Genomic DNA, 11,692 nt, shown 5'->3' on the forward strand with positions numbered 1-11,692 from the left:
CAGGATTACGACTACCTGATGAGCCACGGCGTCGCCGCCGTCTTCGGCCCCGGCACCAATGTGCTCGATGCCGCCAACAAGGTGCTCGACCTCATCGAAGGAAAAAGAAGAAATACTTGACGGTCACCTTGCCGCCAGCATGGCTCGCGCGCTGTCGGCATCGGTGATCAGCACGTTGACGAGGCCGCTTTGCGCCACGGCATGCAGGATCCTGTGCTTGTGCGCACCGCCCGAGGCGACGATGCGGCAGTCGATCCGCCGGAAATCCTCCATCTCGGGCGAGAGCACCTGGCGGTTCAGCGGATGGTCGATCTCCTTGCCGGAGGCGTCGAGATAGCGGCCCATCAGGTCGCCGACCGCGCCGGCCTTCTGCAGGACTTTTTCGCTCATGCCCTCCGGCAGGCCGTAGCGGACCTGCAGCGACTGCTGCGACACGTCGCCGACGCTCAAGTAAGCGACGTCCACCTCGCAGATCTGCTTGAACGTCTGCTGGAAAACGGCCTGCGAGATGATCGCGTCGCGCGATTCCGCGCTTTCCGCATAGATCGGAGCTGCGAAATAGCGGCATTGGGCGTTGAGCACCTGGGCGAAGCCGCGCACGATCTCGAACGTGTTGATCTCCGAACCGTGGGTCAAGCCGCCCATCATCGAGCGCACCTTGATCTGCGGTTCGTTGAGCGAGGGCATGTGATGGATCGTCTCGCGCAGCGTCGAGCCCCAGCCGACGCCGATCGAGGCCGGCTTCTGCGTCTGGATCAGCCGCCCGAGAAACCCCGCCGCACCACGTCCGAGCACCGAATGGATGAGCCCCGGATCGCTCGGGCTCGGCACCACGACGGCATCCCTGAGGCCGAAGCGCTGCCTGAGCTTCGCTTCCAGTTCGACGCTCTCCGCCAGCACCGAATCGAAGCTGATCCGCACCACGCCCGTTTCCAGTGCTTCCGAAAGGATCTCGTTCACCCGCCGCCGGGTGACGTTCATCCGCTCGGCGATCTGCTGCTGCGTAAGCCCTTCCACGTGGTAGAGCCAGGCAGCCCGTACCATCAATTCACGATGTTCCATATTCCCAGCCACCTCTTTATCCAAATGTCACATTGATGTAACATATGTAACATAACCCACACCTGTCATGGCTAACCCAGACTGAGGGAGATGGCCAGAACCGAAACAGGGCGGGTCATGAGGAAAGACCCGATGGAAGGATCCGAAACATGGCTTCGACATATGTGAAATCGGTGGCCGGCCTGCTTGCCGCCGGCGTGCTGCTGATGGGCGCCCCGGGCGCCTCGGCCGCGGAACGCGTCAAGATCGAATGGTGGTATGCGATTTCCGGCAAGCTTGGCGAGACCGTCCAGCAGCTCATCTCGGACTTCAACAAGTCGCAGGACAAATACGAACTGGTCGGCACCTACAAGGGCAACTACGAGGAGACAATGGCGGCCATGGTCGCCGCCTACCGCGTCAATCAGCAGCCGGCTATCCTTCAATCGGCCGAGCGCGGCTTCATGACCATGCTGAATTCCGGCGCCGTCACCCCGGTTGACCAGCTCATGGCCAAGCAGGGCTATAATGTTGACTGGAACGATTTCATCAAGCCGGTCGCGGGCTTCTACATCGTAAACGGCAAGCCCGCCGCTCTGCCCTTCAACTCCTCGGCCCCGATCCTCTGGTACAATGCCGATGCCTTCAAGGCGGCCGGCTTCGATGCGCCGTCCGACACGTGGCAGGGTCTCGAAAAGCAGCTCTATGCGCTGAAGGAAAAGAAGATCACCGATTGCCCGATGGCGCTGCCGGGCGACTTCCAGTGGAGCCTGATCGAGAACTATTCCGCGATCAACAACTATCCCTTCGGCACCAGGGCCAACGGCTATGCCGGCCTCGATACGGAGTTCGTCTACAACAAGACCGGCGTGGTCGGTCAGGTCGTGCGTCTGAAGAAATGGGTCGATGACGGCGTTCTGAAGATCGCCGGTCAGGGCGTCGCGCCGATCAGCCTCTACACGTCCGGCACCTGCGCCACGATCATCAACTCCACCGCCAGCCACTCGGCGGTCGAGGCGGATGCCAAGTTCAAGTGGAGCGCGGCCGTCATCCCGCACGAGGAAGGCGTTCAGCCGAAGAACGGCACGATCGGCGGCGCCTCGCTCTGGGCGATCAAGGGCAAGCCGGAAGAGGTTCAGGCAGGCGTCGCCGCCTTCTTCAACTACGTGGCCCAGCCGGATGTCCAGGAATGGTGGAGCAAGGCGACCGGTTACGTGCCGGTGACCAATGCCGCCTATGAGAAGATGAAGGCGGAGGGTTATTTCAAGGATCATCCGACCCGCGAGATCCCGCTCGAGCAGCTTTCGCGCGGCGAGCCGACCGAAAATTCGCGCGGCTTCCGCTTCGGCAATCACAACCAGTCGACCGCAATCCTGATCGAGGAAATCCAGGCCGTCTGGACCGGCAGGAAGACACCGCAGGAAGCGCTCGACAATTCCGTCAAGCGCGGCAACGAAATCCTGCGCCAGTACGAGAAGCTCCATGCCGGCAAGTGATGCCATCGATATGAACGTGGGCGCTGCAATGCGCCCCCGTTTCCCGTTGCGGCGGAGCCTGGGCTCGCTGGTCAGGCCGTCGGAAGCGGGGCTCAAGGCCTCGCATTTCCGGCGGCCCTGGCTGGCGGCGGGCCTCGTCGCGCCGCAGCTCCTGATCCTGCTATTTTTCTTCTTCATTCCCACCTGGAAGGCGCTGTCGCTCGCCTTCGTGCAGGTGGACCCGTTCGGCGGCACGATGATCTTCGTCGGTCTTGAGAATTTCACCACCCTGTTTTCGAGCCCCGAATACCGCGACAGCGCGATTTTGACGCTCTGGTTCACGGTCGTGCAGTGCTTCGTGACCCTCTTCGTTGCCGGGCTCCTTGCTTTTGCGACGGATCAGGTCATGCGCGGCCGGGCGATCTACAAGGGCGTCATCCTTCTGCCTTACGCCATCGCGCCGGCGATATCGGGCGTACTCTGGGCCTTCCTCTTCAACCCGACCGTCGGGCCGCTTGCTCATATGCTGCACGACCTGGGCTATGCCTGGGACCCGAACCGCCGCCCGTTCGATGCGCTTCTGCTCGTCTCCGTGGCGGCGATCTGGAAGCATGTCTGCTACGATTACATCTTCCTCGTCGCAGCCTTTCTGGCCGTGCCCGCGTCGGTCATCGAGGCCGCCGCGATCGACGGCGCGAGGCCGGTACGGCGCTTCCTGACGGTGACGCTGCCGATGGCCGCGCCGACCGTATTCTTCCTGATCGTCATGAATTTCGTCTACGGCCTCTTCGAGACCTTCGGCATCATCGACACCATCACTCAGGGAGGTCCTGCGGGCAGCACCAATACGCTGGTCTACAAGGTCTACCAGGACGGTTTCCGCCAGCTCGATCTCGGCTCCTCGGCCGCCCAATCCGTGGTGCTGATGGCGATCGCCGTGCTCTTCACCATCCTGCAGTTCCGCGCCGTCGAGCGCAAAGTCAATTATCAGGTGTGATCATGGTCGAACGTCACGTCTGGCTCTCGGTCTTCTGCCACGTGGTGCTCCTGATCGGCGCCGCTGCCGTCTGCATGCCGCTCTATTTCGCCTTCGTCGCCGGTTCGCTGACGGTCGGCGAGGTGCAGCAGGTGCCGTTCCCGCTTCTGCCGGGCGACCATTTCGCCGAGAACGTCGTCGGCGCCTGGAACGAGGGCGATTTCGGGCGGCTCTATATCAACTCCTTCATCGTCACGGTCGGCATCGTCGTCGGCAAGCTGGCCGTCTCGATCATAGCCGGCTTTGCGGTCACCTATTTCCGCTTTCCCTTCCGCATGACGGTCTTCTGGCTGATCTTCATCTCGCTGATGCTGCCGGTTGAGGTGCGCATCATCCCGACCTATGAGGCGGTGGCGGATGCCGGCGGGCCGCTCCGTTCCTTCTTCGGGGCGATCGGCCTGACGGGCTTGCTCGCCAGCACGACCGGCTACGAGCTCGATGCGGCGCTGCAATGGAACATGGTCAACAGCTATAGCGGGCTCATCCTGCCGCTGATCGCGTCCGCTTCGGCGACCTTCCTGTTCCGCCAGTTCTTCCTGACCGTTCCGGACGAGCTCTGCGAGGCGGCGAAGCTCGACGGTGCCGGTCCGCTGAAATTCTTCCGCGACGTGCTCCTGCCGCTGTCGAGCGCCAACATCGCGGCGCTGTCGATCATCCTCTTCCTTTACGGCTGGAATCAGTATCTCTGGCCGCTGCTCTTCACCACGGAGAAGGAGATGTACACCGCGATGATCGGGCTGAAAGACTTGATCCCCGTGGCCGACGCCCAGCCGGCCTGGAACATCGCCATGGCGGCTTCCTTCTTCGTCATGGCGCCGCCCGCACTCGTCATTCTCCTGATGCAACGCTGGTTCACCAAGGGTCTGGTGGATTCCAGCAAGTAACTTGGGCAAACAAGAGGTATTTTAAAATGACCAATCCCATCATCGTCGGCCATCGCGGAGCACGCAATCTCTGGGCCGAGAACAGCCTGACCGGCTTCCGCAATCTGCTCGGGCTCAAGGTCGAATCCGTGGAATTCGACGTGCATCTGAGCGCCGCCGGCGAGCTCCTCGTCATCCATGACGCCACCCTCGACCGCACGACCGAGCGCTCCGGCCGCGTCGCCGATCTCGCCGCCGGCGAATACCGTTCGGTGATCCTGAAGGGCACGAACGAGCGCATCCCGACACTGGAAGAAGTGCTGGAAATCTATGCGCCCACCGGCCTCGAACTGCATGTGGAGCTGAAGGCGGATGCCGAGGGCAAGCCTTACGAAGGCCTCGAAGCTCGGGCAGCTGCGGAAATCGACCGCTTCGGCCTTGCCGGCAAATCCTTCCTGACGAGCTTCAACAGCGAGGTCCTGAAGGTGATCGGCCAGGTGGCGCCGCATATCCGCCGGCTCTCCTCGCTCAATCACAAATCCGTCGAGGCCCGCGGCCTGAGGCAATCGGTCGAGGCGATGCTGCAGGTGTCCGACGTGCTGGCCATCGAGAAGGCGCTGCTCCGCGAGGAATGGGAGCTGCTGACGGCGCTGATCCCGGCGGAAAAGCTCGGCGTCTGGGTGCCGAACGAGCTGGAAGACCTGTCCTTCTGGCTGAAGCAGCCGCTGCGCCAGATCACCACCGACCGGCCTGATCTGGCCGTCAAGGCACGCGAAGGTCTGTTCGATGCCGCGCATTGACCGGCGAAGCTTTCTCGCGGGCGGGCTTGCCGCGGCTGCCATCTGGCGGCCGTTGGGCTCTGCCCGTGCGGCAAGCTTCAAGGCCGATCCTTTCGCCCTCGGTGTCGCCTCCGGTTCGCCGAGGGTGGATAGCGTCGTGATCTGGACCCGGCTGATCCTGGAGGATGCGTCGGCGGCCGTATCCGCCGATCCCTTCGCCCCGGCTCCGCAGCCGGTCACGGATCCGATCGACGTGGAATGGATGGTCGCCGAGGACGAGGCGTTCTCAAAGCCCGTCCAGGCCGGCCTTTTCCGTGCCTTGCCGGAATTTGCCCACTCGGTGCATGTGGAGGTGAAGGGGCTGCAGCCCGGCCGCTGGTATTTCTACCGCTTCCGCTCCGGCAATGCGGCAAGTCCCGTCGGCCGCACCCGCACCGCGCCTGAAAGCGCCGATGCCTTCCGTTTCGCCTTCGCCTCCTGCCAGCAATACGAGCAGGGGTACTACAGCGCCTATGGCGACATGGCGGGAAAAGCTCTCGACCTCGTCGTGCATCTCGGAGACTACATCTACGAGCGCAGCTACGGTTCCGAACTGGTGCGAAAGCACGGAACGGGCGTGCCCTCCATGCTCTACGAGTATCGCGATCGCTACGCTCTCTACAAATCCGATCCGCAATTGCAGGCGGCCCATGCGGCTTTTCCCTGGCTTGCCGTCTGGGACGACCATGAGGTCATCAACAATTATTCCAACGACCACGCCCCCGACGCACCGGACCAGACGGCCTTTCTGACCCGCCGCCGCGCCGCCTACCAGGCCTGGTTCGAACACATGCCGGTCTCTCCGAGTTTGGCTGCGGGTTTCGACGCCCTGCGCATCTACGATCACTATCGCTTCGGCAATCTGCTTGGGCTGACGCTGCTCGATACGCGGCAATATCGCTCGCCGCAGCTCCAGGGCTCCGCCGCCGCGGACCGGCCCGAGCGGACCATGCTCGGCCCGGCGCAGGAGGAATGGCTCGGCAGGACGCTCGGCGGCTCGCAGGCGAAATGGAACATCATCGCCCAGCAGACGCTGCTTTCCGAGCGCGACACCCGGGCGGGTCCTGAGACGGGCTACAATCTCGACGGATGGGACGGCTATCGGGCCGGCCGCGCCCGGCTGCTGGACGCCGTGCAGTCTTCCGCTGTCCGCAATCCGGTTATCATCGGCGGCGACTTGCACGCCTTCTATGCGGCCGATGTGAAGCGCGACTTCGCGGACGAAAAGGCAGCGCCCATCGCAACCGAATTCGTCGGCGGTTCGATCACCTCCGATGCGCCGTCGGAGGCAAGCCTTGCGACGGCGCTTGCCGAAAACCCGCATCTCAGATTCGCCTCCGACAAGCACGGCTATGCCGTCATGCGTCTGAGCGACCGCTCGGCCGAGGTGGATTTCATCGGCATCGCCGACCGCAAGCAGCAGAATTCTCCAGCCAACGTCTTCCAGAGCTTTGCCGTCGCCGACGGTGCGGCGGGCGTCAACCGGCTCTGACGCAACACTGAAATTGGATTCCCATGCAGATAGACCTCCTGATTTTCGATTGTGACGGCGTACTGATCAACAGCGAGCCGATCGCCAGCCGCACGCTCGCCAAGGCCCTGCAGGATGCGGGTGCCGCCATCACCGCCGAGGAGGTCCTCATTCGCTTCACGGGCAATTCGCCGGGCGTCATCCGCCGCATCTGCACGGAAGAACTCGGTCTCGAAAATCTCGATGCGATCTTTAAGGCCTGGCATCTCGACATCTATCCGGAATTCGCCCGCTCGCTGGAACCGATGCCTGGCATGGAAAGGCTTGTCCGCTCGCTGCCGCACAAGAAATGCGTCGCCTCCAACAGTTCGACGGACCGGCTTGCGAAAAGCCTCGGCCTGCTTGATCTCTGGCACGCTTTCGCCCCCGCCGTCTTCAGCTCCGACAGGGTGGCGCGGCCGAAGCCGGCGCCCGACCTCTTCCATTTCTGCGCCGAAACCTTCGCCGTCGATCCGAAGAACTGCGTGGTGATCGACGACAGCAGTCACGGCATCACCGGGGCGAAGGCCGCGGGCATGGCGGCGATCGGTTTCGTCGATCCTGCCGACCCGCGGCCCGATCGTGCCCGCATCCTGGCGGAAGCCGGTGCGGTCCTCGTGGCAACGGGTGCGGAAGAGTTGGAAAAGGCGGTCGCCAGCCTTGAGGCGCGGCAGGCCCTCCGCGCCTGATCGGCATCGTCATCACGACCTGCATACTCAAAACAAAACCGAGATTGTGTCATGCGCCTGTAAAACTCGCGCCTTAAGAAACGCCCAGCAAGATTGCACGGCTGTGCAAAGGGGGTTTCGATGGAGCGGAACGGGTTTCTGGAATTGCGCGGTGTTGCAAGCCGTTACGGTTCCACACAGGTTCTGACCGATATCGATCTGTCGATCGCCAAGGGCGAATTCGTCGCTCTGCTCGGCTCCTCCGGCTGTGGCAAGACCACGCTTCTGAGATTGTTAGCCGGCTTCATCAGTCCGTCTGCCGGCGAGGTGAAGGTGCGCCATCGCGACGTCACCCACCTGCCGCCGGACAAGCGCGGCATGGCACTCGTCTTCCAGTCCTACGCGCTCTGGCCCCATATGACGGTAGCGCAGAACATCGGGTACGGGCTGAAGCTGAAAGGTGTGCCGCGCGCCGAGATCGCCGGCCGCGTGGCCGCCATGCAGTCGCTTCTCGGCCTCGGCGGACTGGAAGCGCGAAAACCTGCGGCGCTGTCGGGCGGCCAGCGCCAGCGCGTCGCGCTCGGTCGGGCGCTTGCGATCGATCCCGAGATCCTGCTGCTCGACGAGCCGCTGTCGAACCTCGATGCGCGCATCCGCCTGACGGTGCGCCACGAACTGCGTGCGCTGCAGAAGCGGCTCGGCATTACCGCGATCCATGTCACCCACGATCGTGAGGAGGCCATGGTCATGGCCGACCGTATCGTCATCCTGAATGCCGGAAAGATCGCACAAGCCGGTACGCCGGAAGACGTCTACAACCGCCCGGCATCGGCCTTCGTCGCCGCTTTCATGGGCGCCGAGAACGTGCTGTCCCTGAATGGAACGCCTGAGGGCGGCGAGTTCGCGATCGCCGAGGGTCCGGCCAACGCGGCGGGCAGCGTGCCTCTTGCCAGCCGTCCGCTGACTGCCGGTCCGGTTGAGGCCCGTTTCCGCCCCGAAGCAGCACGCCTCTTTGCCGAGGGCGAGATCGCGGTGATCGGCCCGGGCATCACCTTCAAGGGAGAGGTCGCCGCCGTCAGCTATCCCGGCGGCCACTGGCGCCACGTGGTCCGGCTCGGGCAGGCCGAGGTCATGGCCGATGCGGAACGCGCCTTCGAACCCGGTACCGGTGTCGCCGTCCATGTGCCGGCCGAGTCCCTCTTCCTCTTCAATTCGCCGGCGGCAGCGCCGGCCTCCACGGTTTCCCGGGCGCCATCCGGGAAAGTTTACGCCTGACTTTGAATGACCTGATCTTTCAACTCACGGAGAAGCACCAATGAAGAGAATGTCCTATGCAGCCTTCGCCGTCGCTCTCGCAGCCCTTCCGGTCCATGCCGGAGAACTGACGGTGGCGACCGCCGGCGACCAGAACATGGTCGATTACATCAATCAATATCTCGGTCCGCTCTTCGAAAAGACCTATCCGGGCAACACCGTCCGCGCCGTCGGCACCGGTCCGGGCGATGCCGGTTCGCAGAAGATCCTCGAGCGCTTCGACGCCCAGGCTGCCGCCAAGGCCGAGAAGTGGGACGTCGACGTTGCCGTCGTCCACGAAAAATTCGTCGGCCCGATGGTGACCAAGAACTATCTCGACAAGTATCGCGGCGATATCGAAACCGGCTCGCTCGTGACCCGCGCCAATGCCAAGATGGCGCTCGGCACCAATGTCGACGGCTATGTCATGCCGATGTTCAACAGCCAGACCGCGATCGCCTACAACCCGGCGCTCGTTCCGAACCCGCCGAAGTCCTATGCCGAGCTCGCCGAATGGGCCAAGGCCCATCCGAAGCAGTTCGGCTATAACGGCATCAAGGGCGGCGCTTCCGGCGTCAGCTTCGTCATGGGCTGGATCTATGCCTTCGGCGGCGGCGATGCCAATATGCTGATGAACGGCCCGTTCAAGGAAGACGAGACCAAGAAGTGGGATGCGGCCTTCAAGAGCCTCGCCGACTTCACCACCAACGCGACGCTGACGCCCGGCAATGCCGGCACGCTCGACCTTCTCTCCCGCGGCGAAATCGCCATGGGTCCGGTCTGGGTGGACATGTTCTATTCTTGGCAGGCCAGCGGCCAGCTTCCGCCGACCATGAAGCTCATCCTGCCCGCTCCGGGCATGCCGGGCCAGCCGATGCATTACGTCGTTCCGGAAAAGGCGGCGAACAAGGACCTGGCCGAGAAGTTCATCACGCTTGCCACCAGCCCGAAGGTTCAGGCCGAAGGCATCGTCAAGCGCTTCAACTGGTATCCGGGCATCGACGCCGACAAGGTAAAGGCCGAGCTCGACGACGCCACCTGGAACAAGCTCTTCGTCGACATCACGCCGGAAGATCTCGCCACCAAGGGCAAGCCCTTCCCGATTGCGCCCTATAACAACGCGATCCTGGAAGCCTACGAAAAGTCCGTGAAGTAAGGCGATAACATCTGCCCCTCACCCTAACCCTCTCCCCGCTTGCTGGGAGAGGGGACGTGCCCAACTCGACGTTTGAGAGAGACGGATAGCTCGCCGCGAGTGCCCTTCTCCCCGCAAGCGGGGAGAAGGTGCCGGCAGGCGGATGAGGGGCTAATCCCGCAGAGAAAGAAACCCATGTCCAGGCGACTTCTCGCCCTTGCCCTCATATTCCCCGCGCTTGCGGTGATCGCCTTGCTGTTCATTCTGCCGCTGATCATGTCGGCGGTCGGTGCTTTTCAGGTGGAGGGAGCATTCGGCTGGGGCAATTTCACGAAAGCCTTTGATCTTTACGGCAAGGACATCGTCTTCACCGTCGTGATCATCTCGCTTTCGACCGTGCTGATCGGCATCGCCTCGATCGCCATCGGCGGTTACCTGACGCTCGGCGAGCATCCGGTCGCGGTCGCCATCCTGCGCTGGCTCTACCGCTGGCCGATGTTCATCCCCTTCATCGTCGTCGGGCAGATCCTTCGTACCTTCCTTGCCAAGAACGGCATGATGAACAACACTTTCATCAACCTTGGCCTGCTGACGCCGCTCGATGCGCAGAGCTTTCTCGACTGGCGCGGCATCGTGATCGCCTTCGTCTGGAAGCAGACGCCTTTCGTCGCGCTGCTGGTCGCCGGGGCCATGGCTTCGGTCAACCGCGAGACGATTGAGGCTGCCCGCAATCTCAGCGCCTCGCGTCTGCGCGTGCTGATCGAAATCCTCGTGCCGCAGGTGGCGACGACGCTGACGGTGGGCCTCATCCTCTCTTTCGTCACCATGATGTCGGTGCTGTCCGTTCCGCTGATGATCAATGCCCAGACGCCGACCATGATCACCGCCGACATCGCCTTCAGGGTCAATTCCTATGGAGACTATGGGGTCGCCAACGCGCTCGGCCTCATCTCGCTGGTACTCGCCTCTTCCGTCGCGTGGATTTATCTCCGTGCCAGCCTGAAGGAGCGTGCATGACCGCCTCCGTTATGGCCGCCTCCCGCAATTCGCTCGTCGCTCTCTGGTGGGTGCCGCGCGGCATCGTCTTCGGGCTGATGGCCTTCTTCATCTTCGGACCGCTCCTCAACATGCTGCTCTGGACCGTGGCGGAGAAGTGGTATTTTCCCTACAGCCTGCCGCTGGAATACGGCTTCAGCTCCTGGGGTCGGGTCTTCGCGCCGCGCGGTGGGGCGGTGGAATCGCTCACCAATTCGCTGGTGGTCGCGCTGCTGACGGTGATCGTCTCGCTGATCCTGGCGATCCCGGCAGGTTATGCGCTGGCGCGGCTGAAACTGCCGCTGAGAGGCTTGATCCTGCTCGCCTTCCTCATTCCGCAGGCCTTCCCGAACCTCACGGTCTATGTCAATGTCGCGCGAATCTTTTACGAGATCGGGCTGAACGGCACGATCCCCGGCGTCGTGCTGGTGCATGTCTCGCACGGCCTCGTCTATGCGGTCTGGATCGCCACGGCCGCCTTCTCAGCGATCGACGTGGAGTTGGAACAGGCGGCGCGCAATATCGGCGCCGGAGCGATGCGGACCTTCCTGGATGTGACCTTGCCGCTCGCGGCACCCGGCCTGATGGCGAGCGCCATCTTCGTCTTTCTGGAATCGCTCGACGAATTCACCGGCAGCTATTTCGTCGGCGCGCCGGACGTGAACATGCTGCCGCTCTTGCTCTATACGGCCGGTGCCGGCGGCAATTACCAGATCGCATCGATCACCGCGCTTCTGCTGCTTGTGCCGTCCATCCTTTTCATGTTGATCGTCGAGCGCTTCCTGAAGGCTGACGTCCTTTCGCGCGTGGGGCACTGA

General features: G+C 63.0%; 11 protein-coding genes and 1 pseudogene. 11 read left to right on the plus strand and 1 reads right to left on the minus strand.

Annotated elements, in window-relative coordinates; all coding sequences use genetic code 11:
- Nucleotides 1-120 (plus strand): annotated as a pseudogene (locus tag ACMGE0_RS32230) (methylmalonyl-CoA mutase family protein); the annotation flags it as partial.
- 3 nt (nt 121-123) lie between these two features.
- On the opposite strand, the gene ACMGE0_RS32235 reads toward ACMGE0_RS32230, so the two are convergent.
- Nucleotides 124-1,062, minus strand: coding sequence for a sugar-binding transcriptional regulator (locus tag ACMGE0_RS32235; protein ID WP_436819947.1), 939 nt, complete (start codon nt 1,060-1,062; stop codon nt 124-126).
- A 149-nt stretch (nt 1,063-1,211) separates the two neighbouring features.
- Here ACMGE0_RS32235 and ACMGE0_RS32240 point away from each other — a divergent pair, with 149 nt between their 5' ends.
- The 10 genes from ACMGE0_RS32240 to ACMGE0_RS32285 all read left to right on the plus strand — a co-directional run bounded on the left by ACMGE0_RS32240 (nt 1,212) and on the right by ACMGE0_RS32285 (nt 11,692).
- Nucleotides 1,212-2,537, plus strand: coding sequence for an extracellular solute-binding protein (locus tag ACMGE0_RS32240; protein ID WP_436819948.1), 1,326 nt, complete (start codon nt 1,212-1,214; stop codon nt 2,535-2,537).
- Nucleotides 2,524-3,513, plus strand: a complete 990-nt coding sequence (locus tag ACMGE0_RS32245) for an ABC transporter permease subunit (RefSeq protein ID WP_436819949.1) — start codon at nt 2,524-2,526, stop codon at nt 3,511-3,513. Before ACMGE0_RS32240 ends, ACMGE0_RS32245 begins: the two co-directional genes overlap by 14 nt.
- Before the next feature lie 2 nt (nt 3,514-3,515).
- Nucleotides 3,516-4,436 carry an ABC transporter permease subunit gene (locus tag ACMGE0_RS32250; RefSeq protein WP_436819950.1) on the plus strand — a complete coding sequence of 307 codons (921 nt, stop codon included), beginning with the start codon at nt 3,516-3,518 and terminating at the stop codon, nt 4,434-4,436.
- 26 nt (nt 4,437-4,462) lie between these two features.
- On the plus strand, nt 4,463-5,215 hold the full coding sequence (locus ACMGE0_RS32255; protein ID WP_436819951.1) for a glycerophosphodiester phosphodiesterase family protein: 753 nt from the start codon (nt 4,463-4,465) through the stop codon (nt 5,213-5,215).
- Entirely contained in the window at nt 5,202-6,725 is a 1,524-nt protein-coding gene (locus tag ACMGE0_RS32260) for an alkaline phosphatase D family protein (protein ID WP_436819952.1), read from the plus strand. The genes ACMGE0_RS32255 and ACMGE0_RS32260 overlap by 14 nt, the downstream gene beginning before the upstream one ends.
- Nucleotides 6,726-6,748: 23 nt before the next feature.
- The gene (locus ACMGE0_RS32265) at nt 6,749-7,432 is read left to right on the plus strand and encodes an HAD family hydrolase (RefSeq protein ID WP_436819953.1); all 684 of its coding nucleotides are present in this window, start codon (nt 6,749-6,751) and stop codon (nt 7,430-7,432) included.
- Between the two features lie 120 nt (nt 7,433-7,552).
- Nucleotides 7,553-8,686: an ABC transporter ATP-binding protein gene (locus tag ACMGE0_RS32270; protein ID WP_436819954.1), complete on the plus strand. Its 1,134-nt coding sequence runs from the start codon at nt 7,553-7,555 to the stop codon at nt 8,684-8,686.
- A 40-nt stretch (nt 8,687-8,726) separates the two neighbouring features.
- On the plus strand, nt 8,727-9,860 hold the full coding sequence (locus ACMGE0_RS32275) for an ABC transporter substrate-binding protein (RefSeq protein ID WP_436819955.1): 1,134 nt from the start codon (nt 8,727-8,729) through the stop codon (nt 9,858-9,860).
- A gap of 174 nt (nt 9,861-10,034) precedes the next feature.
- Entirely contained in the window at nt 10,035-10,856 is an 822-nt protein-coding gene (locus ACMGE0_RS32280) for an ABC transporter permease (protein ID WP_436819956.1), read from the plus strand.
- A complete protein-coding gene (locus tag ACMGE0_RS32285) occupies nt 10,853-11,692 on the plus strand; it encodes an ABC transporter permease (RefSeq protein ID WP_436819957.1) in 840 nt (279 codons plus the stop codon). The genes ACMGE0_RS32280 and ACMGE0_RS32285 overlap by 4 nt, the downstream gene beginning before the upstream one ends.

It is taken from the genome of Neorhizobium descurainiae (genome assembly GCF_051400715.1).
In the GTDB taxonomy this organism is placed as follows: domain Bacteria; phylum Pseudomonadota; class Alphaproteobacteria; order Rhizobiales; family Rhizobiaceae; genus Neorhizobium.